We start from the raw sequence: 26,347 nt of genomic DNA on the forward strand, positions 1-26,347 counted from the left end.
GGCGGCCTGACGGGGCGTCACCGCCACGGGACGCCGACGCCGACCGCGCGGAGGTTCGCCTCGATCAGCGTGTTCAACCGGGCGATGGGCGGGGCCTGGTCCTCACCGTGCCGGTTGACCAGCCCGTACCGTGCGGCGGCGTCGGACTGGTTCCCGAAGCCGGCCGGCATCGTCAGCCGCGCGCGGTCGGCCAGCAGTTCGCCGGTCAGCGCGGGTGGGTTCCCCGGTCCGCGGGTCGTCCGGCTCCCAGGACCGCGCGTCCCCGCCGCGCCGGGTCAGCTCGACGTGTCCGGGATCGTCGAGGAGGAGTTCGAGCCGGGGCAGAAGGCTGTCGACGGGCTCCGGACCAAGCGCCCGGGCCAGCACCAGCGCCTCCCGCTGAGCGGCCGCGTAGTCGGGCCGGAGCCGAGGCCGGTGAGCCGGTCCAGGACCGCACAAGCCGGTCGGGCAGCAGGACCCGGTCGCCATGGGCAGCACGCTCGACGGCAGCAGGACCCTGACCGCCGCGCTGCACCATGCGGACGACGCCGCGCTGTCTCTGACGCAGAGGTTTCTGCGGGCGCAGGGCAGGCTCGTCGAGTAGGTGTCCGGCGGCGGGCGGGCCGTCTCGGCCGACGAGACGGACGAGGCCGACGAGGCGACCAAGGCGGCCGAAGCGGCCCAGCCGGCGGGCTGAGTGCCTCGGCTCCGCCGTCAGTCCCGGTCGCGCTCGTGGTACGTACGCCGGGTGTGCTCGGTGTGCGCCCGCATGACGGCGGACGCCCGTGCCTCGTCCCGGTCGGTGATCGCCGCGATCAGCTCCCGGTGCTCGGCCCAGGACTGTTTGCCGCGCTGCCGGGCGACGGGCGTGTAGTACCAGCGCACCCGTCGCCCGACCTGCGCCGCCAGACCGGCCAGTACGGCGTTGCCGGCCAGCTCCATCACCTTGGCGTGGAACTCCGCGTTGGTGGCGACCGCGGTCTCCACCGCGTCGTCCCGTACCGCCTGTTCACCCTTGTCGCACAGCGCTTCCAGCTCCGCGATGCCCGCCGACCCTGCGTTGGCGGCGGCGAGCCGGGCGGCCTCCGCCTCCAGCAGCGTCCGTACGGTGAACAGTTGGTCGGCCTCCTCCTCGGTGGGCTCGTGCACGAACGCGCCCTGCGCCGGGCGCAGATCGACCCAGCCCTCGGTGTTGAGCCGCTGGAGCGCCTCGCGGACCGGCTGCCGGGAGACCCCGAGGTGCCCCGCCAGCTCGCTCTCGACCAGGTGCTGGCCGGGGCGCAGCGTGCGCGTGGTGATCAGTTCGAGAAGCGCTTCGTAGACGCGCTCGCGCAGCGGTCCGGGGCGTTCCAGCTTCGGTACGGCGCCCTGCGGCAGCCCTGTGGACAGCATCGAGTACCCCTCCGTGACGCGGCCGGGACGGTGTTCCCGCGCGGGCGTCCGTGCTGCGGACGCGCGATTGGTTATCGTCTACAGTCTACCGACCGCAGCGGCCCCCGCGCAGGTCACTCGCACAGCCGCCACGTTCAGCCACCGCCGACCACCGTCATCCCGGACACCGGCGCTTCCTGAGAAACTACGCCCGTCTCCACACCCTCGATCCACCGCGGCTCCGCTTGCTCTCGGAGCCGCCGAGCGAAGCGGGTTGCCGATGCACGGAGGAACGGTCGCCGTCGTGGGCGGCAGCATCGCCGGTTGCGCCGCCGCACTCGCCGCACACCGGGGCGGCGCGGCGGAGGTCACGGTGTACGAACGGGCCGCCGGTCACCTGGCGGACCGCGGCGCCGGGCTGGCCGTGCACAACGACCGCTACGCGGAGCTGGCGTCGGCGGGCTACCTGGACACCGGCATCCCGTGGCTACAGCTCTGCCGTCGCCGCTGGTACACGCGCGACGGTGAACTGCCGCTCGGCCGGCCGGTGGGTGAACTGCCCTTCCCGTTCCGTACGTACAACTGGGGGCCGCTCTGGCGCGAGCTGCGCGCCCGGATGCCCGAGACCGCCGTGTTCCGCGGTGACAGCCCGGTCCGTACGGTCGAGACCTCACCCGACGGCGCCGCGGTGCGCCTTGAGGACGGCAGCGCCCACCACGCCGACCTGGTCGTCGGCGCGGACGGCTACCGCTCCGTGGTGCGCGGCGCCGCCTTCCCCGACATACGGCCCGCGTACGCCGGATACCTCGCCTGGCGCGGCGCGTTCCCCGCCGAGCGGCTGGCCGCGCTCGGCCCGGACCCGGACGACGCCTGGCCGGTCGAGGACTGCGTCTTCGCCGTCTTTCCCCGCGGTCACGCCGTCATCTACCGCATTCCGGACGGCACCGGGGGCCACCGCGCCAACTGGGTGCTGTACGCCGTCCCGCCGCCGGGCACCGCCCTCGGCCTGGACACCCCCACCAGCCTGCCGCCCGGCACCCTCAGCGAGGCGCTGCACGCCTGCTTCGCACAGGTCACCGGGGAACTCCTGCCGCCCTATTGGGGCGGCCTGCTCCGGCTGACCCGGCCCGAGGAGCTGTTCATCCAGCCGCTGTACGACTTCACGGCGCCCCACTACGCCGCGGGCCGTCTGCTGCTCGCCGGTGACGCGGCCACGGTCGCCCGGCCGCACACCGGCAGCGGCGCGGTGAAGGCCCTTCAGGACGCCATCGCGCTGGAGACGGCGTTCGCCGCCGCGACCACCTGGTCCGAGGTGTCCGCCGCGTACGAGGCCGCGCGCGGTCCCGTAGGAGTCTCGATGATGGAGCTGGGCCGCCGGCTGGGCGAGGCCCTCGTCCTGCGGAGCACCGACTGGCGGACGGTGGGTCAGGCGCAGTTGGACGCGCTGTGGGCCGGCGCGGGCGCGGCCGCGTTCGGCGGGCGCGCACTGCGGGGAGCGAACAGGCCCGTGGCGCGCGGGACGAAGCGGTAGGGGCAGCGGGACGCGTACGCACCGGCCGCGGGCGGCGGGGCGCGTACACATTGGCGGCGGAGTGGGGCGCGTACGCACCGGCGGCGGGCGGCGGGCTCGTACAGCGGACGGCGAACCCCGTACGGGCAGCCGAACGCGTACCGGACAATGGAACCGCCGAGACCGGCCCGCTGCCACGGGCCGGCGCACCAGGACGGACGGGACTGATCAGACATGGGACGGGTCACCGAGCGACGCCGCGTCATCCGCATCCGCGACGGCGCCGTGAGCACGCGCCCGGACACCCTCGTCGGCGAGGAGCCGCTGGAGATCCGCCTCGGCGGCCGGCCGCTCGCCGTCACGATGCGCACACCGGGCGACGACTTCGCGCTGGCCGCGGGCTTCCTCGTCAGCGAGGGCGTGCTGGGGAACGCCGGGGAGCTGGCGAACATCGTGTACTGCGCGGGCGCCACCGAGGACGGGTCGAACACGTACAACGTGGTGGACGTGCAGCTCGCGCCCGGTGTCCCCGTCCCCGACATCTCCCTGGAGCGCAACGTCTACACGACGTCGTCCTGCGGCCTGTGCGGCAAGGCGAGCCTGGACGCGGTCCGCACGTCCGCCCGCTGGCGCCTGGACCCGCCCGCCGACGCCGCGGCCCGCATCACGCCCGCGACCCTGTCCGCCCTCCCCGGCCGACTGCGGGCCGCGCAGCGCGTGTTCGACCGGACCGGCGGGCTGCACGCCGCCGCGCTCTTCGACTCCGACGGCGAACTCCTCGACGTCCGCGAGGACGTGGGCCGCCACAACGCCGTCGACAAGGTCGTCGGCCGCGCCCTCCAGGAGGGCCGGCTGCCGCTGCGGGACACCGTGCTGATGGTCTCGGGCCGGGCGTCGTTCGAACTCGTACAGAAAGCGGTCATGGCGGGCATCCCGGCCCTCGCAGCCGTCTCCGCGCCGTCCTCCCTCGCCGTCGACCTGGCCGTCGAGAGCGGTCTGACGCTGGTGGGGTTCCTGCGGGGGACGTCGATGAACGTGTACGCGGGCGAGGAACGGCTCGCGCTGGGCGCGGCGGCGGGGCGGACCTGAGAGCGGGAGGGTCCGAGAGCGAGGCGCAGGCCAGGACACGGCGTCAGCCCGCCCCCGATCCCTCCTTCGCCCCCGCCCCCGGCTCCACGATGCGCGCCAGCAGCGCCATCAGTTGCTCCCGTTCGGCGGGGGTGAGGCCCGCGGTCAGCTCGTCGTTGGCCCGGTCGCCCAGTTCCTCCGTACGCCGGAGCCGGCGCTCCCCCGCCGCGGAGATCTCGACGGCGTTCTTGCGCCGGTCCTCAGGGTCGGGGGTGCGCGTCACCAGCCCGTCGGCCTGCAGGTCGTTGACGACCGCGACCATGTCCTTGGGGTCGATGCCCACACTGCGGCCCAGTTCGGCCTGGGAGACGGGCCCCAGTTCGCCGACGGCCGAGAGCACCGCGTGGTGCGTCATCCGCATCCCCTCCTCGGCCAGCGCTTCCGCGACGAGGCGGTGGCCACGGGCCGCCGCCCGGCCGAGCAGCCAACTGGGGAGGGAGCGGATGCGGGAGGGGGCGTACGGAGTCTCTGGCACGGGATCACCCTATCCGTAAAACCATTGGGCCACCCAACAATCACTGTTACCGTTGGGGCGCCCAACGGTTCCCGGACGCCCCGGGCGACCGCCCCTGCGCGGCGTCCGGCCGCGCCCACCCTCCCGGAGGTGCCCGTGCGGCGAGTCCGTTTCCATACCTACGGCGGACCCGAAGTCCTGCGTGTCGAAGAGACCCGGGCACCCGAGCCGGGCCCCGGCGAGCTGCTCGTCCGTACGGAGGCCATCGGCGTGACCCTGCCGTCCGTCCGCCGGACACGCGGTGACGGGAACGGCGGGGGCGTACCGTTGCCCGCCGTACTCGGCGGCGAGGTGGCCGGCGAGGTCGTCGGCCTGGGCCCGGACGTCACCGGTTTCACGGCCGGCGACCGCGTCACCTCGCTCTCCTTCACCGGCTCGTACACCGAGGCGGCCACCGTGCCCGCCGCGATGGCCGCCCGTATACCGGACGCCGCGTCCAGCGTGGACGCCGTCGCACTGGTACGCGGCGGACAGGTCGCGCTCGCGGCGCTGGCCACCGCCGCCCCGGCCGACGGGGAGTCGGTACTGATCACGGGCGCGGCCGGCGCCACCGGGCACCTGGCGGTGCAACTGGCCAAGCTGCGGGGCGTGCCGCGGGTGGTGGCGGCCGTCGGCTCCGCCGCGAAGGCGGACTTCCTGTACGGGCTCGGCGCCGACGAGGTCGTGACGTACGAGGAAGCGTCCTGGGGCGAGCCCGTCGACATCGTCCTGGACGGCGTCGGCGGGGAGCTGCTGCCGCGCGCGGTGGCGGCCCTCGCGCCGGGCGGGCGGCTGGCGTTCTTCGCCTCGGGCGGCGGCACGGTCCCGGCCTACGACCTCCTCGCGGGCTCGAAGACGATCACCGGCCTCACCATGGCGCGGTTCGCCGCCACCCGCCCGGAGCTGTACGCGCGGCACGGCGCCGAGCTGTGGGACCACTTCTTCGCCGGGCGCCTGCGGGCCGCCGTGCACGCCCGGGTTCCGCTGGCCGAAGCGGCTCGCGCGCACGAGATCATCGAGGCCCGCGCCAACCTCGGCAAAGTCGTACTGATCCCCTGAGCGGCCCCGTGACAAGGCCCGTACTGATGTGCCCGCCATGGTACGGACGGGGGAAATCCGGCCGGGTGCGAAGAACCGCCGCGTGTGGCTTGTGGCGGTGCCGGGGGCCCAGTAGCTTCCTGCGCACCGGAGAGCAGACATGGGACGTCCTACGTCGGATGTCCGGCACAGGCCGGACATCTCAGGTCGCATGGCTCCTCTCCCCTCCTCCCCGGTTCCCCGACGCCTCGCCGATGCCTCGAAGGGCAGGTCGGATCATGACGTCACCGTTCCGCGCCCACGACGACCACCGCCGCAGACCCGCCACCGGGGCCGGTGGTCCCGCCCACGGCGGCCACCGGCCCCGGGTCCGCACCCTGGCCGCGCTCGCCACGGCGGCCGCCGTCCTCGTCCCGGTGGCCACCGCCCAGGCCCGCCCGGCGGCGCCCGCCACCGCTTCCGGCGCCGCCTCCCCCGCCACCGGCTTCGAGCAGCAGGTGCTGTTCAAGGCGTCCCAGGAGCACGGCTACGCGTGCTTCCGCATCCCGGCGATCGTCCGGTCCGCCGACGGCACCCTGCTGGCCTTCGCCGAAGGCCGGGTGCGCGACTGCGGCGACGCCGGCGACATAGACCTCGTACTGAAACGCTCCACCGACGGCGGCCGCACCTGGGGTCCCCTCCAGATCGTCAACGAGGGCGGCGGGGACACCCACGGCAACCCCGCCCCCGTCGTCGACCGCGAGACCGGCCGCATCCTGCTCGCGGAGACCTACAACAAGGGCCGCCCCGACGCCGCGAACTGCGGCGTGCCCTGCGATCGCACCCCGCACCTCCAGTACAGCGACGACGACGGCGCGACCTGGTCCACGCCACGCGACCTGACCGCCGAACTCCGGCCCGCCGGATGGAACTCCTGGTACGCCACCGGCCCCGTGCACGGCGTCCAGCTCGCCCGGGGCCGGCACGCCGGGCGCCTGGTCTTCACCGTCAACGCCGAGAGCTACGCGGGCGGCCGGATCACCGCCAACCACGCGGCGCTGATGCTCAGCGACGACGGCGGTGACAACTGGCGCGTCGGCGCCGTGGACAGCTACCCGATCGCCGCCGACGGCACGTTCCGCCAGAAGCCGTCCGAGATGAGCCTGCTGGAACGTTCCGACGGCTCGGTCCACGTCAACGCACGCGAGCAGGACGGCACCGACCTCGGCCACCGCACGGCGGCCGTCAGCCACGACGGTGGCGAGACCTTCACCCGGCCCTTCCGCACCCTGCCCGGCCTGTACGCGCCGATGGTGCAGGGCTCGGTGCTACGGCTGCCGGCCCGCGGCCCCGGCAAGACGGGCCGTACGCTGCTCGCCGCGCCCGCCGACCCGGACCGCCGCCGCACCATGACCGTCCGCTCCTCCTACGACGAGGGCCGCACCTGGGAAGGTGTGGACCGGGGCGCCCGGGTCACCACCGACTGGTCCGGCTACTCCGACCTGGTGTCCGTCGCGCCCGGCCTGACCGGTCTGCTGTACGAGGGCGGCGCGGCCGACGCCCGCGACGAGATCCGCTTCGCGCGCTTCACCGACGGCTGGCTCGGCCCGCGCCGCGCGCCCGATCCGACGACACCCGACCTCGGGCGGCACGCCCGCGCGGCGCTCGTCCTGGGCGGCGCCCGGCCGACCGCCGGACGCTTCGGCTACGGGCTCTCCTTCGACGGCCGGGACGACGCCGTACGACTGCCCTTCCGCCGCTCGCTGCCCCTCGGCAGCGGCGACTTCACGTGCAGCCTCTGGTTCCGCCACCGCGCCGCCTCCGGTGAGCAGCCCTTCCTGTGGATGGGCGGGGTGGGCAGCCGCAGTCCACAGGTGGCGCTGCGCGGCGACCCCGCCCGTAACCGGGTCGTCGCCCACATCACCGCGCTCGACGGCGCCCGGCCGCCCGCCACCGCCGAGGTCGCCGCCACCGCCGCGTACAACGACGGCGCGTGGCACCACTTGGCGCTGCGGCGCACCGGCGGGCGGCTGACGCTCACCGTCGACGGCGCCGAGACCCGCACGGTCCCCGACGTGCCGGGCTCCGTGAGCCGCACCTCGGTCTTCGGTGTCCACGCGGGGCAGAAGGCGGACAGCCGTTCCCAGCTCTCCGGCGATCTGGACGAAGTGCGGGTCTACGGGCGCGCGTTGGACGACGACGAGCTGGCACGTGTACGCCGGGACAACGCGCGCGTCCCTGGCCCCGTGGTCCTGAATCTGCCGCTGGACCGCGTGGACGAGTATCACTGACGGAGCGTCATGCCCCAGGCACCCCGCGGTGATCGCGGAGCAGGCCGGTCGTACCGCACCGGCCTGCTCCGCGCCGCCCCGGGCCCCGGAGCGGACGCTCAGGCGATCGGGCCGGTGTGCCGCAGCCGGTGCGGGAACGCCTTCGCGAGCGTGCTCCAGCCGCCGAGCGGGAAGAACACCGTCGCCCACGAGCCGTCGGCGAAGCCGGTCCCGTGCGTACCGTGCCGCACCTCCCCGCGGTCCCGCAGCCAGGTGATGTCCTGGCGGGCGACGGCGTAGGCGTGCCCGGCCGCGCCGGCGGCCCTCTTGCCGTCGGAGGAGGGCCGGACCCGCACCACGTGCGTCCCGCCCCTGGTGAGCAGCAGCACCGACAGGTACTGCTCGGCGCGCCACGCCCCGGCGAGCAGCCGGCCGACGGCCGACGGCGTCCACCCGGTGGGCCGCCGGGGGCTCCGGGACCCGCCCGCCCGGCTCGACGGTGCGCCCGTCCGCCAGCGTCTCGGCGGGCGGCAGCAACGCCGCCGCCTGCCCCTTGGCCTCGCGCGCAGCCGGGAGAGTTCGGCCGGGGCCCGGGTCCGGCGGGCGATGTCGGCCGCTTGGTGGCGCGGTCCCGAGGGCTAGCGGGAGCCGCCCGCGCCGACGCTTTCGCCGCGCCGTGGCCGCACGACCGCCTTGCTCTCCCCGGGCTCGGGCAGCGCCCCGGGCTCGGCCCCGGATTCCCGCTCGTCGGGTGCCTGTGCCGCGTACCGCTTCGCGAGGACCGCGCAGACCATCAGCTGCATCTGGTGGAACAGCATCAGCGGCAGCACCGCCAGCCCGGCCTGGGCGCCGAACAGGACGCTGGCCATGGGCAGCCCGGCGGCCAGGCTCTTCTTCGAGCCCGCGAACGTGATGGCGATCCGGTCGCCGCGGGCGAAACCGGCCTTCCTGGAACCGTACGACGTGATCGTCAGCATCAGCGCCAGCAGGACGGCCTCGACGGCCAGCAGGCTCAGCAGGCGCCACGGCGAGACCTGGTGCCATATGCCCTCGACCATGCCCGTGCTGAAGGCGGTGTAGACGACGAGGAGTATCGAGCCGCGGTCGACGAGGCCGAGGATCTTCTTGTGGCGGGTGACGAAGCCGGCGATCCAGCGGCGCAGAAGCTGACCGGCGAGGAACGGCACCAGCAATTGGAAGACGATCGAGACCAGTGAGCCGACCGAGAACCCGCCGCCGTCACCGCCCAGGAGGAGCGCCGCGAGCAGCGGCGTCACGACGATCCCGATGAGGCTGGAGAAGGAGCCCGCGCAGATCGCCGCCGCGACGTTGCCGCGCGCCATGGAGGTGAAGGCGATCGAGGACTGCACGGTGGAGGGCACCAGGCACAGGAAGAGCAGGCCGGTGTAGAGGGGCGGTGTCAGGAGGTACGGGACGAGGCCGCCGGCGGCCAGCCCCAGCAGGGGGAAGAGCACGAACGTGCACCCCAGCACCGTCAGGTGCAGCCGCCACTGGCGCATCCCGTCCACCGCCTCCCGGGTGGAGAGCCGGGCGCCGTAGAGGAAGAAGAGCAGCGCCACGGCGCCGGTCGACGCGTCGCCGGCGACGGTGGCGGCCGCACCCCGGGCGGGGAGCAGGGCCGCGAGGCCGACGGTACCGACGAGGGTCAGGATGAATCCGTCCACGGGGAGCCAGGAGGGGATTCTGAGCTGAGGACGGCGCATGTTCTCTCTTCGCGGGCGGGGCGGGGCTGACGGAGCGGGCGGGGCTGACGGAGCGGGCGGGACGGGGGCGGACAGTACCCGAGGGACTGAAGGTGCAGGTGGGGCGGACGGTGCCCTCTCCAGCCTGCCTGGCGGCACAGCCATCGGGAAGCCCTCTTATCGTGGTGACTGTCATCATGAAGTGTGATGACGGATGATGACGCGTGACGAGTGACCGGACCGGGGCGATGTTCGACCCCGTGCAACTGCGGACGTTCCTCGCGGTGGCGCAGACGCTGAGCTTCACGCAGGCCGCGCACCGGCTCGGCCTGCGGCAGTCCACCGTGAGCCAGCACGTGCGCAAGCTGGAGGACGCGGCCGGGCGGCGGCTGTTCGCCCGGGACACCCATGCCGTGGACCTCACCGAGGACGGTGAGGCGATGCTCGGCTTCGCCCGCACCATCCTGGAGGCCAACGAGCGGGCCGCGACCTTCTTCACGGGCACGCGGCTGCGCGGCCGGCTGCGGTTCGGCGCCTCGGAGGACTTCGTGCTGACCCGGATGCCGGAGGTACTGGAGGAGTTCCGGCGCGATCACCCCGAGGTGGACCTGGAGCTGACGGTCGAACTCTCCGGGACGCTGCACGAACTGCTGGCGGCCGGCCGCCTCGACCTCGTCCTGGCCAAGCGCCGTCCCGGCCCCGCACGCGGCCGGGCGGCGGCGCCCACCGGCCGGCTCGTCTGGCGGGACCGGCTGGTGTGGGTCGGCACGGACCGGCTGCGGCTGGACGCGCGGCGGCCGGTCCCGCTGGTGGTGTTCCCACCGCCGGCGGTGACCCGGGCCCGCGCGCTGGAGGCGCTGGAGCGGCAGGGCCGCGACTGGCGCATCGCCTGTACGAGTGGCAGCCTCAACGGCCTGATCGCGGCCACCCGGGCGGGCCTGGGCGTGATGGCGCACAGCCTGGGCATGATCCCGCCCGGTCTGGTGCGGGTGCCGTCCCGGGCCGGTCTGCCGGACCTCGGCGGGGTGGACTTCGTCCTGCTGTACGGGGAGCGGGACGGTGCGGCCAGGGGCCCGGCGGACGCGCTGGCCGACGCGATACTGGCGGGTGGCGACCGCTTGCAGTTGCCTTAGCGACGCGCCCGGCCCTCCCCGGAGCGATGCCGGGAGACGCCGAGTACCAGGGAAAGATTTGGTGCAGATCCGGTCCCGGCGTCGTGATCGTCGGGGGCGCGGCGCCCCCGACGATGTCCGGGCTTCTCCGGAGTAGCCCGTTTTCGCCTCATGACCAGCGACTATGCCACCGGTCCGGCCGGCTGGACGCCCCTCCCGCGGGCCGCGGTGTTGGGGTACGGTCTCGGCCCGGTGAGAAGCACGTCGAGGAGCTGGGTCATTGCGCGAGTTCACCGTCCCACCTTTGGCGACGGCGCCCCGCGTCGGCGGGTTGGCGGACGCTGTGTTCGATCATGCCGGCTCGGATCCCGGCCGGGCCGCGCTGGCGCGCAAGGACGACGCCGGTGCGTGGCGGGACGTGACCTCGGCGCAGTTCCGCGACGAGGTGCTGGCGCTGGCCAAGGGGCTGCTCGCGCAGGGCGTCCGCTTCGGTGACCGGGTCGGGATCATGTCCCGTACCCGCTACGAGTGGACGCTGTTCGACTTCGCCCTGTGGTCCGTGGGCGCCCAGTCCGTACCGCTGTACCCCACCTCGTCCGCCGAGCAGGTCTTCTGGATGCTGCACGACGCGGGGGTGTCGGCCTGCATGGTGGAGCACGAGGACCACGCGATGACCGTCGGCTCGGTCATCGACCGGCTGCCGCAGTTGCGCCGCCTGTGGCAACTGGACGCCGACCCGGTCGCCGAACTGACGGCGGCGGGCGCGCACCTGGAGGACGACGTGGTGCACCGCCACCGGATGGCGGTCACCCCGGACGCGACCGCGACGGTCATCTACACCTCCGGCACCACCGGCCGCCCGAAGGGCTGCGTGATCAGCCATGCGAACTTCATGGCCGAGGCCGACAACGTCGTCCAGCGTTACGAGACGGTGTTCCACTCCAAGCCCGGCGACGAGGCGTCCACCCTGCTGTTCCTGCCGCTCGCCCACGTCTTCGGACGGATGGTGCAGGTCGCGGCGGTACGCGGCCGGGTCAAGCTCGGCCACCAGCCCGACCTGTCGGCCGCCGCGCTGCTCCCGGACCTCCAGTCGTTCCGGCCCAGCTTCATCCTCGCCGTGCCGTACATCTTCGAGAAGGTCTTCGCGGCGGCCCGGCGCAGGGCCGAGGCGGAGGGGCGGCTCGGCCCGTTCGAGAAGGCCGTCGACGTGGCGGTCCGGCACGCCGAGGCGCTGGAGCACAAGGCGTTCGGTACCGCGTCCGGGCCCGGCGCGCCGCTGCGCATGCAGCACCAGCTCTTCGACAAGCTGGTCTACAGCAAGGTGCGGGAGGCGCTGGGCGGCCGGGTGCGGCACGCCATGTCGGGCGGTTCGGCGATGGAGCGCCGGCTCGGGCTGTTCTTCGCCGGCGCCGGAGTGACCATCTACGAGGGGTACGGCCTGACGGAGTCCACCGCCGCCGCCACCGCCAACCCGCCCGAGCGCACCCGCTTCGGCACGGTCGGCTCCCCCGTCCCCGGGACGACCGTGCACATCGCCGAGGACGGGGAGATCTGGCTGCACGGCGGCCAGGTCTTCCAGGGCTACCTGAACGACGCCCGGGCCACCGACGCCGTCCTGCGCGACGGCTGGCTGGCCACCGGCGACCTCGGCGCGCTGGACGAGGACGGCTACCTGACGATCACCGGCCGGAAGAAGGAGATCCTCGTCACCTCCGGCGGCAAGACCCTCTCCCCGGTCGTCCTGGAGGAGCGGGTACGGGCGCACCCGCTGGTCGCCCAGTGCATCGTCGTCGGCAACGACCGCCCGTACGTGGCCGCGCTGGTGACGCTGGACGCGGAGGCGGTCGGGCACTGGCTGAGGATGCGCGGCAAGCCGGAGCTGCCGCCGACCGACCTGGTGCACGACCCCGACCTGGAGACCGAGATCCGGCGGGCCGTCGTCGCCGCCAACACGCTGGTCTCGCAGGCCGAGTCGATCCGTACGTTCCGGATACTGGCGCACCAGTTCAGCGAGGAGCACGGCCTGCTGACGCCGTCGCTCAAGCTGAAGCGCAAGGCCATCGAGGCGGCGTACGCGACGGAGGTGGAGGCGCTGTACCGGGCGTGAGCGGGCGGCGCGCGGCGCCGTACGGGTCGCACCCGCCTCTCCCCCGCGCGGCGGAGCCGGTTCATCCCCCGGCCGGAGGTGCCGTCCGCACGCCGCCGGGAGGCTCGTGTCATGACCACCGATCAGCTCATGGGCCGCCGCCAGGTCCTCCTGGGGCGCGTGGCCGTCGCGGCCTGCGCCCCGTACCTCCTCCTCAAACTGCTGTGGGTCCTGGGCCATGACATCGGCATCGTGGACGTGGGCAGGGCCGGCCGGGGCACCTGGATCGCGGCCAACGTCGTCACCTTCCTCATGGACGCCGTCGCCGCCGCCATCGCGTACGCACTCACCCGCCCGTCCGGTCTGCGGGCCCCCGCCTGGCTGCTCGCGCTGCCCCTGTGGATGGCGTCCGGGCTGCTCACGCCCCTGATGATCAGCGTGCCCACCGGTTCCGCCGTCGCCGCCCTGACCGGCGCGGCGAACCCGATGGCGTCCGGCGACTTCCTCGAACCCTGGGTCTACGTCCTGGTCTACGGCGCCTTCATCGTCGAGGGCCTCACCCTGCTGAGCGCCTTCTGGTTCCACGCGCACCGGCGCTGGGGCGCGCTGCTGCGCCGGCGGCTGGAGTCCGTACCCGCTCCCGCCCCCGGCGTACGGGCGGCACGGCGGCTGCTCGGCGTGCCGGCGGCCGTGCTCCTCGCCGTACTCGGCGTCCTCGACGTGCTGTGGGGCCTCGGGATGCCGACGGGCCCCGGAGGGGCGGCCCTGCCCGCGCGCAGCGTCGTCACGGCCACGTCCGGCGTGGTCCAGGGGCTGCTGGCGCTGGCCGGCGCGGCCGGGCTGGCCGCCCTCCTCTTTCCCCACCGGGGGCGCCTGCGGCGGCTGCGTACGCGGGTGCCGCTCGCGCTGGCCTGGCTGGGTTCCGCGACGGTGTTCGCGTGGGGCGGAACGATGTGGCTCTCGTGGACCGTGGCCGACGCCCTGACCGGCGGCGGCTCGGCCTCCACCGGTGGCCTGCCCGGCCTGGCGGGCGCCCTGGAGCTGGTCGCCGGGCTGGTCGTGCTCTGCCTCGGCACCCTCACCCTGGCCGCCGAGACGGCCCGTTCCGTGCCCTCGTCCGCGCCCGCGCCGAAGGCTGTCGGCACGTACTGAAGGTGCGCGGGAATGCTCCGTACCGGATGATCGTTGACGTTGGAGAACATGTACGACGACCTAAGGATCGAATCCGTCGTGAGCAAGGTCCCCCACATCACCCTCAACAACGGTGTCGCCATGCCGCAGCTCGGCTACGGCGTCTGGCAGGTGCCGGACGACGAGGCCGCCACGGCCGTCGGCACCGCCCTGGAAGCCGGGTACCGCAGCATCGACACCGCCGCGATCTACGGCAACGAGGAGGGCACGGGGAAGGCGCTCGCCGCCTCCGGCATCGCTCGTGACGAGCTCTTCGTGACGACGAAGCTGTGGAACGACGAGCAGGGCTACGACTCGACCCTGCGCGCCTTCGACACCTCCCTCGGCAAGCTGGGCCTGGAGTACGTGGATCTGTACCTGATCCACTGGCCGATGCCCGCCAAGGACACGTTCGTGGACACGTACCGGGCGTTCGAGAAGATCTACGAAGAGGGCCGCGCCAAGGCCATCGGCGTCTCGAACTTCCAGCCCGCCCACCTGGAGCGACTGCTGGGCGAGACGTCCGTCGTGCCCGCGGTCAACCAGGTCGAGCTGCACCCGCAGCTCCAGCAGTCCGAGCTGCGCGCCTTCCACGCCCGGCACGGCATCGCGACCGAGGCGTGGTCGCCGCTGGGCCAGGGCAAGGACCTCCTCAAGAACACGACCGTCACCGGGCTCGCCGAGAAGTACGGCCGCACCCCCGCGCAGATCGTGCTCCGCTGGCACCTCCAGCTCGGCAACGTCGTCATCCCGAAGTCCGTGACCCCGTCCCGGATCGAGGAGAACATCGACGTCTTCGGCTTCGAGCTGGACGACGCCGACCTGTCCGCCCTCGCGGCCCTGGACTCGGGCACCCGCCTGGGCCCGGACCCGGACACCATGAACGGCTGAGACACCTCCCGGACCCCGGTCCGGTGCAGCACCCTCCGGCGCCGCCGCCCCACCCGGGACGGCGGCGCCGTCGTTCCACCCCGTCCTCTCCTCCCCTCTTCTGTCTTCTCCTCCTCGCGTCCCTCCCAGCTCACGCCCGGTTTCCCGGTTTCCCACGCCCCGCGGGGGACGGGAAACCCCTTGGCCCGGCGCCCGGCGCGGGACGAAGGTCAAGGTGCCGGGACCGGGCAGCCGACGGCCCCGGCGCACCGAGGATCACCCAACGGAGGAGATTCAGATGATCCGCATTCCTCGCGCCGCCGCCGCTCTCGCGGCCACCGCGGCCGTCTTCGCCCTCGGCGGCGGCACCATGGCCACCGCCGCCGGTCCGGCCCCCGCCCGCCAGACCGCCTCTCCCGCGGTCCAGGCCGTCGTCTGCACCGTCAACGACAACGGCGTCAACTACCGCGGCGGCCCGGGCACCGGCTATCCGGTCCTGGGTCAGGTGAACCGGGGTCAGAAGATGAACGCGCGCGGCACCGAAGGCTCCTGGGTCATGGGTGACCTGTGGGGCGGCCGCACCGGGGTGTGGATCCACCGCGCCTACCTGAACTGCTGAGGCTCGGCCCGCCGGCCCGGCCACCCGCCCTCGCCACGGGCCGGCGAGCTGATCACACGGCGGGGTGGTGGAGGGTCTTCCCGGCCCGGGAGGGCCACCACCCCGCCCGGCACCGGCCGGCCGCCGTTCGGCCACGTCCTGCCCACCGCGCACGAGCACACCGACGGGGGCGTGCGCGGTGGGGCATGGACGTGGCTCTACGGGGGGCGGCGGCCGGGCGGTGCCGTCGCGTCCCGCCTGCTCCCAGGGCGGGACGTACGTGCGTACGCCGCCGGCTCGGCGGCGTACGCATGCCGCATGGAGCTGAGCGGTCAGACCGCCCGTGCCGTGTGGAAGGTCTGGGCGGAGAGCCAGAAGAGGTCCGGGCGGCGGGCGATGCCCGCCGGATCGTCCGGGTCGAGGAGGTGGGCGAGGGTGGCGCGGTCCGCCTCGTCCAGATCGTCGCCGGTCTTCTCGGCGAAGCGGGAGAGCTGCCGGGTGATCTGGGCGCGCTGGGCGGGGTCCAGCGGGGCGGGCAGATCGAGCAGGAAGCTGCGGCTGAGCGGGGACCGCAGACCCGCGGCGGTCAGGATGGCGGGCCAGTCCTCGACCACGGCCCGGCTGCCGGGCAGTGCGGCGCGCATCTGGGCGAACCACTCGTCCTGCACCGCGTCGAGACGGGTCTGGAAGCCGGGGCGGCCGATGCCGAAGTCACGGGGCAGGAACCGGGGGGCGAGGCCGCCTTCGGACACGACGAGCAGCCCGCCCGGACGGAGCCGCCGGGCCAGCGCGGCCACGGCGGCCGCCTGGTCGCCGACGTGGTGCAGGGCCTTGCTGGACCAGATGAGGTCCGCGTCCCCGATGGCGTCGACGCGGTCGGGCAGTTCGGCCACCTGGGTACGGAACCGGTCGCCGAGGCCGAGGCGGTCGGCACGGTCCCGGGCGCGTTCGAGCAGCGCCTCGGTCGGGTCCACCGCCACGATCTCGGCCCGCGGGAACGCCTGGGCGAGCAGGCAACTGGTGACACCGGGGCCGCTGCCGACGTCCAGCACCCGGCGGACCTCGTCGGGCCCGGGGCCGGACGGCTGCGTCAGCAGGTCCCGGAGCCAGGCGGTGGCCTGTTCCAGGAGCGGGGTCTGGAACTCGGCCTCGCCTTCGAGGTAGGCGGCGAGCGCGTCCCAGTCCATGTGCGTGGTGTCGTGGTGATGGCCGGGGCCCTGACCGTGGTCGTGGCCGTGACCGTGGTCGTGGCCGGGCTCGGTTGCCGGGGCGGTGGTGTCGTGGTGGTGGTCCGTCATGGTGCGAGCGTCCGGCAGGGCGCGCCATAAGGCAAACATCCTTGCCGGTCCGGCAAAGCACCCCGCCTCCGGGGCCTCCGGACCGCCCACCGTAAGGTTCTGCTCCGTGGGAATTCCAGGATGGATACCGCCGACCGAGACGGAACGGCGGTTGTGTGAGGCCGGTGCGCGGGGCGACTGGGAAGGCCAGGTCGCGGCCGTGGCCGGCGAGGACCTGTATCTGGTGGTGCCCCAGCAGGGCCAGGACCCGCTGCCGGTGTACGAGGACCCGGCCGGCGGCGGTACGTGCATCCCCGTGACGACCCGCGGCATGCTGCCGCCGTGGCACCCTCAGCAGCTCTTCGACCGGGTCTCGGTGGAGGAACTGGCGCAGGACTGGCCGAACGACCGGTGGAAGCTGGCGGTCAACCCGGGTACGCCGTGTGCCGCGTACCTGCCGGCCACCGCCGCGCACCGCGGCACGTGGACGCGCATCCGTGCCCAGTACGGAGTCCGGCCCGGCGGGCTGCTCACCACCCACCTCGGCGGTCCGCTGCACGGTCCGCTCGCCCAGGGACTGGCTTGCGGCGCCCCGATCGCCGTGCACCACAGCGTGCCGTGGAACGAGCTGGGCACCGCCTTCCTCGACTACGCGGCCGACGCCCAGTTGCTGCACGAGCAGTGGTCGGTCACCGACCCGGCGTCCTGGCAGCAGCGCCTCGGCCAGCTCCTCGACGCCGGTTTCGTACCGGCGGGGACCGAGGCCGCGCTGCGTGCCCGCGACGCCGGGGACGACGCCGGGTCCGGCGGTGTGCCGGAGCTGGTGGAGCAGTACGAGGAGCGCTTCCGTACGGAAGGGCTGCTGCCCGCGGACGGACGGGTCAAGTCGATCGTCGCCCTGGATTACGCGCATGCCGTCGCCCTCGTCCGCTGGGGGCTCGGGGCCCGCTACTGCGCGCCGCCGGAGGCCGAGCAGGCCGTGCTGCGCGCCGGTGAGCTGGCGCGCGCGGCGTACGGCTCCTGGCAGGAGTTCTCGGCGGGGTACGCGCTGGGCCGGGCGCTGGCCTTCGACAACGGCTGGTTCGGCACGGCGTACCAGGAAACGGTGCACCTGCACCGGGTGCTCGGCCAGGACCCGGCCTCGCCGTGGGCGAATCTGCCTTTCGCCTGACGCGGCACGGGGTGGGGGTCCTTCAGGTGATGTCCGTGACAGTCACCGTCACGGCGACCTCGGGCGCGGCTTCGCCCGCTGTCCGCAGCGCCTCCTGGACCGCCGCCGTGACGCGTGGCCGCACCGCGCGGACCACGTCCAGGGCCCGGTGACCCCGCCGGACCGCCAGATGGACGCGGACGCGCCACGGTCCGGGGCCGGGGCCATGGTCGGCCCGTACGCCGGGTACACGGCCGGTCAGCCCGGACGGGGAGGGGGAGCCGGGACCGGAGGCGGCCCGGGAGGCTGGGCCGAAGCCGGGGGTTCGCGCCACCGCGCCCCGGAGCAGTTCGCCCAGGCCGGGCCGGAGGAAGGCGACACCGGGGGTGTCCTTGGCGGCCCCGGCGGCGGCACGGAGGACCGCGGCGTGCACCTGCGCGTCGCCGCTCATGACCTGACTCACGGCCTGCCCTCCTCGCGGGCTTCCGGGTTCCTGCCGGAGCCCCCCGTCTCCCCCTCGCCGAGGTCCTCGACAAGGTTCTCGACGAGGTCCACGACGGTGACATCGACCTCCTCGACCTCCAGGCCGATGCCGTCCCGCGCCGCCGCGCACACCCGTTCGCGTACCCGGTCGGCCAGCGCGGGCAGCGGCCACGCGTACCCCGCCGCCAGTTCGATCGCCACCTTCATGGGCCCCCGCGGCGCGAGCAGGGTGACCCGGCAACTGCCCGCCTGGACGTCAGGCAGGGTCTCGGCGGCCGCGCGGAAGGACTTGGCCGCCGCGGCCTCCGTGATCCAGGCGTCGTCCTCCGGGTCGCCCAGCGGCAGTGTCCTGCCGGGCCGGAGTTCGGTTCTGACCAGGTCCATCACCCGGGCCGTGAAGCGTTCGGTGCTCCGCTCCTCCTCGTCGCGGCCCGCTGCCCCCGCGGCCTGCCGGGCTTCGCGTACGTAGCTGTCGAGGACGCCGAGGCCCGCCAGCGCCTCCTGGCAGTACGGACACCGGGCGGCGTGCGGACCGGCGTCCGGGGCGTCGTTTCCGGCCGGACCGCCGTCTCCGGCCGGACCGCCCGCGCTCTCCGCCTCGTTCTCCTCCCACACGGACGACAGCGCACGGCCGCAGGGCAGGATCGGGTCGTCGTGCTCACCTAGCGCCATGCGCCCATCGCCTCCGTCAGATAGCGGCGTGCTCGGAAGACCCTGCCACGGACCGCCTGGTGGCTGATGCCCACCACCGCGGCGATCTCCTCGTACGGCAGGGCGTGCAGCTCGCGCAGCACCCAGCAGGCGCGCTGCTCCGGGGTGAGCCCGTCCATCGCCCGCATCAGCGCCTCGACGGCGGCGGTCGACTCGGCGGCCCGCACCGGTGACGACGCGTGCTCGGGCGCGCTCGGCTCGGGCACCGAGCCGAGATCCTGGGTGGGTCTGCGGGCCCGCAGCAGGTTCATGCACCGGTTGGTGACGATGCGGTACATCCAGGTCGCGAACGCGGCGTCGCCGCGGAACTCCGGGATGCGGCGCCAGGCGCTCACGAAGGCGTCCTGTACGGCGTCCTCCGCGTCGGTGCGGCTGCCGAGCAGCCGGGTCGCCAGGCGCAGGAGCTGTGCGCTGTGCCGGCGTACGAGCACCTCGAAGGCACCCTCGTCCCCTTCCGCGGCACGTACGGCCAGTAGGGCGTCGCTGGGTTCGGGCACTCACCGGCTCCTTCCTTCCCTGACCATCTTCACCGGAGACGGGCACGATGCCCCGCTTTGGCGCGATACGGGAGTCACCGGCGTTTCCCGTCCGTCCCCCCGATCCGGCCGCAGGGAAGACGCCTACCACGGCGCACCTCCGGACGGAGCCCGGCACACACGCTTGTACGCTGCGCAAACGGGCAGACGGACCGGGCGCGCAGCGCGTACGGCACGAGGAGAGGACGGGTACCCATGGGCGGTAGCGGTACGGACCGTGGACTGCATCCACCGCAGCTCGCGGCCGGAGTCGGCAGGCCACGCGCACGCCGCGCCGCGCTGCCCGGCTGGCCCCGGATCCGCACCGCGGCCCGCCGTACCCCGGTCTCGATCTGGAACGACGACGTGTCGGACTGGGCGGCCAGCCTGACGTACTACTCGGTGCTGGCCCTGCTGCCCTCGGTGATCGTCACCATCTCGCTCGTCGGCCTGGCCAACCCCGCGTCCACCGAGGAGCTGATCAACCACATCAGCGCCCTGGCCCCGGCCGGGTCGGGCGGTACCGTCCGCCGGGCCCTGGTCACCATGGCGCAGCAGCGGACCGCCGTATGGATGCTGGTCGGGGGTGCGCTGGTCAGCGCCCTGTGGTCGTCGTGCAGCTACCTGGCGGTGTTCCGGCGGGCCCTGCACGCGATGTACCGCGTCAAGGACGACCGGCCGCCGTGGCGCAAGGCGCCGCGCATTCTGGCGACGGCGCTGCTGCTGTTGGCGCTGCTGATCAGCAGCGCGGTCGTGCTCCTGGCCAGCGGGCCGATAGCGAGCGCGGCCGGGCGGGGGCTGGGGCTCGGCGAGGCGGGCGAGGAGACGTGGAACCTGTTGCAGTGGCCGCTGCTGTTGCTGCTGGCCGTCGTGCTGGTGATGGTCCTCTTCCGTACGGGCCCGTCCCGGACGCGCGGGTGGCGCGCGGTGCCCGGCGGGGTGGTGGCGGTGCTGATGTGGCTGGTGTCCTCGGCGGGGTTCACGTTCTACGCCTCGTACGTGGGCACGTTCAACCGGCTGTACGGGTCGCTCGCCGGGCCCGTCGTGTTCCTGATATGGCTGTGGTTCTCCCATCTGTCCCTGCTGAGCGGCGCTCAGTTCAACGCCGAGCTGGCCCATATGGAGAGTGCGGACACCGATGCGTCCGAGAGTGCGGGCTCCGGTGCGTCCGAGAGTGCGGGCTCCGGTGCGTCCGAGGGCGCACGTTCCGATGAGTCCGAGGGCACACCTTCCGATGGGTCCGGCGGCAGCACGGAGGCGAAGAACTGAGCGCGCCCGCTCGGCTCTCCCGGCCGGACCGCCGCCCGTCCCTCAGCTCGCCCCGTGGCCGGTGGCGATCTCCTCGACCCGGTGGGCCAGGGTGAAGTCGAGGGCGGTGACGGCGTGGCCGGCGCTGTGGGTGTTCACGGCGACGGTCAGGGTGTTGTAGCCGAGAGTCAGTTCGGAGTGGTGGTTCAGCTCCTCCTGGATCTGGGCGACGTGGATGACCATCGCGGCCGCCGGAAGGTGCCGCTCGAAGGTGTAGGTGCGGGTCAGACTGCCGTCCGTCACCGACCAGCCGGGCAACTCCGCGAGGCGGTCCTCGATCTCCTTGTCCGTCAGCAGGTCCACCTGAGCGTCCATCTCGCTCCGCCTCTCCGTCACAGCGCATGGCCGCGCGTACCGCCCGTACCACCGGACCGTCCGCGCACTGTCGATTGCAGCAGCTCCAGCGTGGCACGCCGAGGACGCTTTCCCGCCAATGTACGGACGGCCACGCCGCGGGCTTCCGGGGCCGAGGGGCCGCTTCTATGCTCCTGCGCCTGACGGGCCGTCCGTTACCGGGGGTAGTAGGGAGCAGCCGTGGACACCGAAGGCCGTACGGAGCACACACGCGGAACCGGCGGCGGACAGCCCCGGCGGACGTTCCTGGGCGGGGCGGCGGCGATGGGCGGCGCGCTCGCCCTGGGAACCGGCGGTACGGCGGCCGCCGCGCCCGCCGCCGCCCGGCGCCGTGCCGCGGGCCGGACCGTGGCCGTCCTCGGCGGCGGCGTGGCCGGGCTGACCGCCGCGCACGAACTGGCCGAACGCGGCTTCCGGGTCACCGTGTACGAGCGCAAGCCCCAGGGCCTCGGCGGCAAGGCCCGCAGCATGGACGTGCCGGACAGCGCGCGCGGCGGCCGCAAGCCGCTGCCCGGCGAGCACGGCTTCCGCTTCATCCCGGGCATCTACCACAACCTCCCGGACACCCTGCGCCGCATCCCGTTCCCCGGCAACCCCAACGGCTGCCACGACAACCTGGTGGCCTCCACCGAGGTGATGTTCGCCCGCACCGGCGGCCGGGAGGACATCCGTATCCCGTTCTCCACCGTCGGCACTCCCCCGCCGGTCCTCACCCCCGACGCGTTCCTGCGCATGCTGACCGGCCTGCTGGACACCGCCACCCGCCTGCCCGCCCACGAGATCGCGTACTTCGCCAACCGGCTGCTGGTCTTCCTCACCAGCTGCGACCGGCGCCGGCTGGACGTGTGGGAGCACACGCCGTGGTGGCGATTCCTGCGGGCCGCGTCGATGTCCGCCGACTACCAGCGCCTGCTGGCCATCGGCCTGACCCGCAACATCGTCGCGACCAAGGCGGAGATCGCCTCCACCCGGACCGTCGCGACCTGCGCCGAGGCGTTCGTCTTCAACCTGCTGGGGCGGGGCGCGGACGGACAGCCGGACCGGGTGCTGAACCTGCCCACCAACGAGGCGTGGATCGACCCGTGGGTGGCGTACCTGCGGTCGCTCGGGGTGGAGTTCGAGGTCGGCTGGACCGTACGGGACCTGCGGCTGGCGGGCGGCCGGATCACGGAGGCGGTGGTCACCGACCCGCAGGGCGTACGGCAGACGGTCGTCGCCGACCACTTCGTGCAGGCGATGCCGGTCGAGCACGCCCGTACCACCTGGAACGCCGCCGTACGGGCCGCCGACCCGCAACTGGCGCGCTGCGACAAGCTGGCCACCGACTGGATGACGGGCATCCAGTTCTATCTGACCGAGCCGACGCCGGTCATCCACGGGCACGTCAACCACATCGACTCGCCCTGGTCCCTGACCGCGGTCGGCCAGGCCCAGTACTGGAAGAACCGGGACTTCCCGGCCGACTACGGCGACGGGCAGGCCGCCGACTGCCTGTCGGTGGACATCTCGGAGTGGGACCAGCCGGGCATCCTGTACGGGAAGACGGCCAAGCAGTGCACGCGCGAGGAGGTCGCGCGGGAGGTCTGGGCGCAGATGAAGGCCGGCCTCAACGACACCGGAGCTGTCGTGCTGCGCGACGCGACACTGCACTCCTGGTTCCTGGACCCGGCGGTGTCCGGGCTCGGCACCCCGCACCCCGCCAACGACGAGCAGTTGCTCATCCACCCCACCGGCTCCTGGCTGAACCGGCCCACGTCCCGTACGGCGATCCCCAACCTCTTCCTCGCCGGGGACTACGTGGCGGTCGACATCGACCTGGCGACGATGGAGGGCGCCAACGCGTCGGCGCGGCAGGCCGTGAACGCGCTGCTGGACGCGTCCGGTTCCGCCGCCGAACGGTGCGCCGTCATTCCGCTGTACCGCGCGCCGGAGTTCGCGCCGCTCAGAAGACACGACGAGACGCGGCACCGGCTCGGGCTGCGCAACGTCTTCGACCTGGGGTGATGCCGGGGCGCCGCCGGGGTGCGGGCCGTGCGGCGGACCGGTACCGGGACCAGGTGTGCGGGCCGTGCGGGTGCCGGGCGTCCCGGCCGTACACGTCAGTCCGTACGGGCGCCGGAGCGGGCCGCCCTGGCCAGCAGGAGTTCCCGCTCCCGCGCGTTGCGGGTCAGGGCCGCCGCCCGTTCGAACTCTCCGCGCGCCTCGGGCGCCCGCCCCAGGCGTTCCAGCAGGTCACCGCGGACACTCGGCAGCAGGTGGTAACCCTTCAGGGCGGGGTCTGCGGCCAGGGCGTCCACCAGTTTCAGCGCGGCGGCCGGGCCTTCGGCCATCGAGACGGCGACCGCCCGGTTCAACTCGACCACCGGGGACGGCGACTGGGCGAGGAGCCGGTCGTAGAGGGTGGCGATGGCGGCCCAGTCCGTGTCCTCGTACCGCAGGGCCACCGCGTGGTGCGCGGCGATCGCGGCCTGGAGCGAGTACGGGCCGTGCCCGGCGCGGTGCAGGGCGTCGACGCCGCGGCGGACGAGCATCCGGTTCCACTTGGCGCGGTTCTGGTCGGCGAGCAGCACCGGCTCGCCGTCCGGCCCCGTACGGGCGGGGATGCGCGACGCCTGGAACTCCAGCAGCGCTGCCAGGCCGTGCACTTCGGGCTCGTCCGGCATCAGGTGCGCCAGGACCCTGACGAGACGGAGCGCGTCCTCGCACAGGGCCGGGCGCACCAGGTCGTCGCCGGCCGTCGCGGAGTACCCCTCGTTGAAGACGAGATAGATGACCTCCAGGACGGAGGAGAGCCGGGCCGACCGCTCGGTGCCGTACGGGACTTCGAAGGGCACCCGGGCCTCGGCGAGCGCCCGTTTGGCGCGCACCACACGCTGCGCCACCGTGGACTCCGCGACGAGGAAGGCGCGGGCGATCTCCGGTGTGGTGAGCCCGCCCAGCAGCCGCAGGGTGAGTGCGATGCGGGCCGGGGCGGGCAGCACCGGGTGGCAGGCGGTGAAGATCAGCCGCAGCAGGTCGTCGTCGATGTCCTGCGCGTCCGCCGGTTCGGGCGGGGGCACGTCCTCCAGCGCCCGCCCGACCTCGGCCAGTTTGCGCGCGTACGTCTCCTTGCGGCGGACGAGGTCGATGGCGCGGTGCTTGGCGGTGGCCATGAGCCAGGCGCCCGGCCGGTCCGGAACGCCTGACTCCGGCCACTGTTCCAACGCGGCGACCAGCGCGTCCTGCGCGAGTTCCTCGGCGATGCCCACGTCCCGCACGATGCGGGTGACACCGGCGATGATCCGCGCGGATTCCATCCTGAACACCGTCTCGACCGCGTCGGTCGTGCTTGCTGCCGTCACGGCCTCATCAGATCAGCCGTGCGCGGGAGCGACAAGCGCGGCCCGGTCAGCAGTTCTCGGCGATCTCGCGGATCTCGGTGGTGACGGTCCAGTGGTCCTCGTGGACGCGCAGGAACCGGTGGGCCCACTCCAGCGCCTCGGCCTTGTCCTTGGCCTGGATGAGCAGGTAACCGCCGACGACCTCCTTGGTCTCGGTGAAGGGCCCGTCGGTGGAGCTGAGCTGCCCGCCGGACCAGGTGACCCGGGTGCCCTGGGAAGTGGGGGTGAGCCCGGCGTTGTCCAGCATGACCCCGGCCTTGGTCATCTCCTCCATCAGCGCGCCCATGCGCTCCTGGAGTTCGGGGCTCGGGCCGCCCTCGGGGGCGTTGTTCTCGTCGATGCGGATCAGCGTCAGGAAGCGCGGCACGGTGACTCCTCGGTCGTGCGGGCGGGGCCGTTCCCCGCCTCTCACCCCCGCGTCGAACGGGAGACCGCCGGATCGACACGACCGCCGGACCTTTTTCGGGAATTCTTTCCGGCAGTGCCCCGCCATGCCCTTGGCGGACTCGCGCGCTGCCCGTACCGACGCGCCCCGTACAGGCGTACGGGATCGGTTACGGTTCGGCCCATGACGACTGCTGCGGTCCCCTCGAAGACGGCGTCCGACATGACGGGGGTGGGCGCGCTGCTGCGCGAGTGGCGGGTGCGGCGCCGCGTCAGCCAGCTCGACCTGGCCCTGCGCGCCGACTCCTCCGCCCGGCACATCAGCTTCATCGAGACCGGCCGCGCCCGGCCCAGCCAGGAGATGGTGCTCCGGCTGGCCGAACACCTCGACGTTCCCGTACGGGAACGCAACGCGCTGCTGCTCGCGGCCGGTTACGCCCCCGGCTTCCCGGAGACCCCCTTGGACGATCCGTCGATGGACGCGCTGCGCACCGGTATGGAGCGGCTGCTGACGGGATACGAGCCGTTCCCGGCCCTGGTCGTGGACGCCACGTACCACGTCGTCGCCGCGAACCGGGGCATCCGGGCGATGATGGCGGGCGTCGACGCGAAGCTGCTGGAGCCGCCGCTGAACGCCATGCGCGTCACCCTGCACCCCGACGGGCTCGCCCCGCGCATCCGCAACTTCCTGGAGTGGCGGGAGCACCTGCTGACGCAGATGCAGCGGCAGTTGGCGGTCATGCGCTCCGCGCCGCTCCGTGCGGTCTACGAGGAGGTCAGCGCCTACCCGCTGCCCGAGGGCGGGCGGGAGACGGCCGCGGGCGGCGGGCACGCGCCGTACGCGCTGCCCATGGTCGTCGAACACGACGGGCGGGTGCTGTCCTTCATCTCCACGATCGCCACCTTCAACACCCCGATGGACGTGACCGTCTCCGAACTCGCCCTGGAGACCTTCCTCCCGGCGGACCCGGAGACGGCCGGACACCTGCGGACGTGGCTGCCGTGACGCCCGCTCCCCCGCGGCGGGCGGCCGCTGCTCCGGCTCACATGGCGGGCACGCGGTCCAGAAAGCCGGAGACGGTACGGATCCGGCCGTCCGCCGCGAGCGTGGCGACGTCGAATCCGGCGACCGGCGCCGAACCGTCCGGTGCCACCAGTTCCCAGCCGAAGCGGACCAGGTCGTGGTGCCCGTCCGGCGTCCCCAGCCGCCGGAACGCGAACCCGGGGAACCGGGCGTGGACCCCGGCGATGACGGCGGCGAGCTGGTCGTGCCCCACGGCGTCGGCGAGCGGGTCGGTGTAGGTGGCGTCCTCGGTGAAGGCCGTGGTGACGGCCTCGACGGCGCCGTCGGCGTCCTGGCCGGCCGAGTTCCACGCCGCCAGGTACCGCTCGACCGCGTTCTCGTAGCGCTCCGTGCCCGCCTGCCGGGTGTCCGTCTGCGTCATGGCCGACTCCTCGTGTCTCGTGGTCTGGTACGG

26 protein-coding genes are annotated in these 26,347 nt (G+C 73.7%); 13 read left to right on the forward strand and 13 right to left on the reverse strand.

The annotated features are described in order from the left end of the window. Positions 1 to 17 precede the first annotated feature (17 nt). Together AB0A97_RS13470 and AB0A97_RS13475 are read right to left on the reverse strand one after the other, a co-directional pair. Positions 18 to 170, reverse strand: a complete 153-nt coding sequence (locus tag AB0A97_RS13470; protein ID WP_361148485.1) for a hypothetical protein — start codon at positions 168 to 170, stop codon at positions 18 to 20. Positions 171 to 693: 523 nt separating this feature from the next. After that, positions 694 to 1,371 carry a GntR family transcriptional regulator gene (locus AB0A97_RS13475; RefSeq protein WP_361148487.1) on the reverse strand — a complete coding sequence of 226 codons (678 nt, stop codon included), beginning with the start codon at positions 1,369 to 1,371 and terminating at the stop codon, positions 694 to 696. 283 nt (positions 1,372 to 1,654) lie between these two features. Here AB0A97_RS13475 and AB0A97_RS13480 point away from each other — a divergent pair, with 283 nt between their 5' ends. Beyond that, the gene (locus AB0A97_RS13480) at positions 1,655 to 2,881 is read left to right on the forward strand and encodes an FAD-dependent monooxygenase (protein ID WP_361148489.1); all 1,227 of its coding nucleotides are present in this window, start codon (positions 1,655 to 1,657) and stop codon (positions 2,879 to 2,881) included. A 213-nt stretch (positions 2,882 to 3,094) separates the two neighbouring features. Then, positions 3,095 to 3,949: a formate dehydrogenase accessory sulfurtransferase FdhD gene (gene fdhD / locus AB0A97_RS13485; RefSeq protein WP_361148491.1), complete on the forward strand. Its 855-nt coding sequence runs from the start codon at positions 3,095 to 3,097 to the stop codon at positions 3,947 to 3,949. A 43-nt stretch (positions 3,950 to 3,992) separates the two neighbouring features. On the opposite strand, the gene AB0A97_RS13490 is transcribed toward fdhD, so the two are convergent. After that, positions 3,993 to 4,463 (reverse strand): MarR family winged helix-turn-helix transcriptional regulator, encoded by a 471-nt coding sequence (locus AB0A97_RS13490; RefSeq protein WP_361148493.1) that lies wholly within the window; start codon positions 4,461 to 4,463, stop codon positions 3,993 to 3,995. 135 nt (positions 4,464 to 4,598) lie between these two features. On the opposite strand from AB0A97_RS13490, the gene AB0A97_RS13495 reads away from it, so the two are divergent. Together AB0A97_RS13495 and AB0A97_RS13500 are read left to right on the forward strand one after the other, a co-directional pair. Then, entirely contained in the window at positions 4,599 to 5,540 is a 942-nt protein-coding gene (locus tag AB0A97_RS13495; protein ID WP_361148824.1) for a zinc-binding dehydrogenase, read from the forward strand. Between the two features lie 257 nt (positions 5,541 to 5,797). Further along, complete coding sequence (locus tag AB0A97_RS13500) at positions 5,798 to 7,789, forward strand: sialidase family protein (RefSeq protein WP_361148495.1); 1,992 nt, start codon at positions 5,798 to 5,800, stop codon at positions 7,787 to 7,789. A gap of 98 nt (positions 7,790 to 7,887) precedes the next feature. Here the strand turns inward: AB0A97_RS13500 and AB0A97_RS13505 are convergent, their stop codons facing one another. Further along, positions 7,888 to 8,157, reverse strand: coding sequence for a hypothetical protein (locus AB0A97_RS13505; protein ID WP_361148497.1), 270 nt, complete (start codon positions 8,155 to 8,157; stop codon positions 7,888 to 7,890). Between the two features lie 249 nt (positions 8,158 to 8,406). Beyond that, on the reverse strand, positions 8,407 to 9,492 hold the full coding sequence (locus AB0A97_RS13510; protein ID WP_361148499.1) for a bile acid:sodium symporter family protein: 1,086 nt from the start codon (positions 9,490 to 9,492) through the stop codon (positions 8,407 to 8,409). A gap of 227 nt (positions 9,493 to 9,719) precedes the next feature. Here AB0A97_RS13510 and AB0A97_RS13515 point away from each other — a divergent pair, with 227 nt between their 5' ends. From AB0A97_RS13515 to AB0A97_RS13535, 5 genes are all read left to right on the forward strand, one after another. Then, on the forward strand, positions 9,720 to 10,604 hold the full coding sequence (locus AB0A97_RS13515) for a LysR substrate-binding domain-containing protein (protein WP_361148826.1): 885 nt from the start codon (positions 9,720 to 9,722) through the stop codon (positions 10,602 to 10,604). Positions 10,605 to 10,863: 259 nt separating this feature from the next. After that, on the forward strand, positions 10,864 to 12,690 hold the full coding sequence (locus AB0A97_RS13520) for a long-chain fatty acid--CoA ligase (RefSeq protein WP_361148501.1): 1,827 nt from the start codon (positions 10,864 to 10,866) through the stop codon (positions 12,688 to 12,690). A 111-nt stretch (positions 12,691 to 12,801) separates the two neighbouring features. Then, positions 12,802 to 13,821 carry a hypothetical protein gene (locus tag AB0A97_RS13525; protein ID WP_361148503.1) on the forward strand — a complete coding sequence of 340 codons (1,020 nt, stop codon included), beginning with the start codon at positions 12,802 to 12,804 and terminating at the stop codon, positions 13,819 to 13,821. A 78-nt stretch (positions 13,822 to 13,899) separates the two neighbouring features. After that, the gene (locus tag AB0A97_RS13530) at positions 13,900 to 14,730 is read left to right on the forward strand and encodes an aldo/keto reductase (protein ID WP_361148505.1); all 831 of its coding nucleotides are present in this window, start codon (positions 13,900 to 13,902) and stop codon (positions 14,728 to 14,730) included. Positions 14,731 to 15,007: 277 nt separating this feature from the next. Further along, complete coding sequence (locus AB0A97_RS13535; protein WP_361148507.1) at positions 15,008 to 15,328, forward strand: SH3 domain-containing protein; 321 nt, start codon at positions 15,008 to 15,010, stop codon at positions 15,326 to 15,328. A 311-nt stretch (positions 15,329 to 15,639) separates the two neighbouring features. On the opposite strand, the gene AB0A97_RS13540 is transcribed toward AB0A97_RS13535, so the two are convergent. Further along, positions 15,640 to 16,605, reverse strand: a complete 966-nt coding sequence (locus AB0A97_RS13540; RefSeq protein WP_361148508.1) for a methyltransferase — start codon at positions 16,603 to 16,605, stop codon at positions 15,640 to 15,642. 106 nt (positions 16,606 to 16,711) lie between these two features. Between AB0A97_RS13540 and AB0A97_RS13545 the strand changes: the two genes are divergently transcribed. Beyond that, positions 16,712 to 17,755 (forward strand): DUF1266 domain-containing protein, encoded by a 1,044-nt coding sequence (locus tag AB0A97_RS13545; protein ID WP_361148510.1) that lies wholly within the window; start codon positions 16,712 to 16,714, stop codon positions 17,753 to 17,755. Between the two features lie 22 nt (positions 17,756 to 17,777). On the opposite strand, the gene AB0A97_RS13550 is transcribed toward AB0A97_RS13545, so the two are convergent. From AB0A97_RS13550 to AB0A97_RS13560, 3 genes are read right to left on the reverse strand one after another with little or no spacing between them, the layout of a single operon-like run. Continuing rightward, entirely contained in the window at positions 17,778 to 18,197 is a 420-nt protein-coding gene (locus AB0A97_RS13550; RefSeq protein WP_361148512.1) for an Asp23/Gls24 family envelope stress response protein, read from the reverse strand. Then, entirely contained in the window at positions 18,194 to 18,889 is a 696-nt protein-coding gene (locus AB0A97_RS13555; RefSeq protein ID WP_361148514.1) for an Asp23/Gls24 family envelope stress response protein, read from the reverse strand. Before AB0A97_RS13555 ends, AB0A97_RS13550 begins: the two co-directional genes overlap by 4 nt. Beyond that, positions 18,880 to 19,425 (reverse strand): sigma-70 family RNA polymerase sigma factor, encoded by a 546-nt coding sequence (locus AB0A97_RS13560; protein WP_361148516.1) that lies wholly within the window; start codon positions 19,423 to 19,425, stop codon positions 18,880 to 18,882. Before AB0A97_RS13560 ends, AB0A97_RS13555 begins: the two co-directional genes overlap by 10 nt. Before the next feature lie 234 nt (positions 19,426 to 19,659). On the opposite strand from AB0A97_RS13560, the gene AB0A97_RS13565 reads away from it, so the two are divergent. Then, entirely contained in the window at positions 19,660 to 20,712 is a 1,053-nt protein-coding gene (locus AB0A97_RS13565; RefSeq protein ID WP_361148518.1) for a YihY/virulence factor BrkB family protein, read from the forward strand. 42 nt (positions 20,713 to 20,754) lie between these two features. Here AB0A97_RS13565 and AB0A97_RS13570 read toward each other — a convergent pair whose 3' ends face one another. Beyond that, positions 20,755 to 21,066 (reverse strand): 4a-hydroxytetrahydrobiopterin dehydratase, encoded by a 312-nt coding sequence (locus tag AB0A97_RS13570; protein WP_031010939.1) that lies wholly within the window; start codon positions 21,064 to 21,066, stop codon positions 20,755 to 20,757. Positions 21,067 to 21,369: 303 nt separating this feature from the next. Here AB0A97_RS13570 and AB0A97_RS13575 point away from each other — a divergent pair, with 303 nt between their 5' ends. Further along, positions 21,370 to 23,109 (forward strand): FAD-dependent oxidoreductase, encoded by a 1,740-nt coding sequence (locus AB0A97_RS13575; protein ID WP_361148828.1) that lies wholly within the window; start codon positions 21,370 to 21,372, stop codon positions 23,107 to 23,109. A gap of 95 nt (positions 23,110 to 23,204) precedes the next feature. On the opposite strand, the gene AB0A97_RS13580 is transcribed toward AB0A97_RS13575, so the two are convergent. Continuing rightward, positions 23,205 to 24,446 carry an RNA polymerase sigma factor gene (locus AB0A97_RS13580; RefSeq protein ID WP_361148520.1) on the reverse strand — a complete coding sequence of 414 codons (1,242 nt, stop codon included), beginning with the start codon at positions 24,444 to 24,446 and terminating at the stop codon, positions 23,205 to 23,207. A 46-nt stretch (positions 24,447 to 24,492) separates the two neighbouring features. Continuing rightward, positions 24,493 to 24,852, reverse strand: a complete 360-nt coding sequence (locus tag AB0A97_RS13585) for a YciI family protein (RefSeq protein WP_361148522.1) — start codon at positions 24,850 to 24,852, stop codon at positions 24,493 to 24,495. Between the two features lie 201 nt (positions 24,853 to 25,053). On the opposite strand from AB0A97_RS13585, the gene AB0A97_RS13590 reads away from it, so the two are divergent. Then, positions 25,054 to 25,875: a helix-turn-helix transcriptional regulator gene (locus AB0A97_RS13590; protein WP_361148524.1), complete on the forward strand. Its 822-nt coding sequence runs from the start codon at positions 25,054 to 25,056 to the stop codon at positions 25,873 to 25,875. A gap of 37 nt (positions 25,876 to 25,912) precedes the next feature. Here AB0A97_RS13590 and AB0A97_RS13595 read toward each other — a convergent pair whose 3' ends face one another. Then, the gene (locus AB0A97_RS13595; protein WP_361148526.1) at positions 25,913 to 26,314 is read right to left on the reverse strand and encodes a nuclear transport factor 2 family protein; all 402 of its coding nucleotides are present in this window, start codon (positions 26,312 to 26,314) and stop codon (positions 25,913 to 25,915) included. Positions 26,315 to 26,347 lie beyond the last annotated feature (33 nt).

Origin of the sequence: Streptomyces sp. NPDC045470 (assembly GCF_040646595.1) — a bacterium.
Classification (GTDB): domain Bacteria; phylum Actinomycetota; class Actinomycetes; order Streptomycetales; family Streptomycetaceae; genus Streptomyces.

Coding starts and splice junctions, on each gene's coding strand:
- AB0A97_RS13565 (WP_361148518.1), top strand. CDS start 19,660: ATGGGCGGTAGCGGTACGGACCGTGGACTGCATCCACCGCAGCTCGCG.
- AB0A97_RS13595 (WP_361148526.1), bottom strand. CDS start 26,314: ATGACGCAGACGGACACCCGGCAGGCGGGCACGGAGCGCTACGAGAAC.
- AB0A97_RS13510 (WP_361148499.1), bottom strand. CDS start 9,492: ATGCGCCGTCCTCAGCTCAGAATCCCCTCCTGGCTCCCCGTGGACGGA.
- AB0A97_RS13500 (WP_361148495.1), top strand. CDS start 5,798: ATGACGTCACCGTTCCGCGCCCACGACGACCACCGCCGCAGACCCGCC.
- AB0A97_RS13590 (WP_361148524.1), top strand. CDS start 25,054: ATGACGACTGCTGCGGTCCCCTCGAAGACGGCGTCCGACATGACGGGG.
- AB0A97_RS13470 (WP_361148485.1), bottom strand. CDS start 170: ATGCCGGCCGGCTTCGGGAACCAGTCCGACGCCGCCGCACGGTACGGG.
- AB0A97_RS13535 (WP_361148507.1), top strand. CDS start 15,008: ATGATCCGCATTCCTCGCGCCGCCGCCGCTCTCGCGGCCACCGCGGCC.
- AB0A97_RS13515 (WP_361148826.1), top strand. CDS start 9,720: ATGTTCGACCCCGTGCAACTGCGGACGTTCCTCGCGGTGGCGCAGACG.
- AB0A97_RS13555 (WP_361148514.1), bottom strand. CDS start 18,889: ATGGCGCTAGGTGAGCACGACGACCCGATCCTGCCCTGCGGCCGTGCG.
- AB0A97_RS13570 (WP_031010939.1), bottom strand. CDS start 21,066: ATGGACGCTCAGGTGGACCTGCTGACGGACAAGGAGATCGAGGACCGC.
- AB0A97_RS13575 (WP_361148828.1), top strand. CDS start 21,370: ATGGGCGGCGCGCTCGCCCTGGGAACCGGCGGTACGGCGGCCGCCGCG.
- AB0A97_RS13475 (WP_361148487.1), bottom strand. CDS start 1,371: ATGCTGTCCACAGGGCTGCCGCAGGGCGCCGTACCGAAGCTGGAACGC.
- fdhD (WP_361148491.1), top strand. CDS start 3,095: ATGGGACGGGTCACCGAGCGACGCCGCGTCATCCGCATCCGCGACGGC.
- AB0A97_RS13540 (WP_361148508.1), bottom strand. CDS start 16,605: ATGACGGACCACCACCACGACACCACCGCCCCGGCAACCGAGCCCGGC.
- AB0A97_RS13525 (WP_361148503.1), top strand. CDS start 12,802: ATGACCACCGATCAGCTCATGGGCCGCCGCCAGGTCCTCCTGGGGCGC.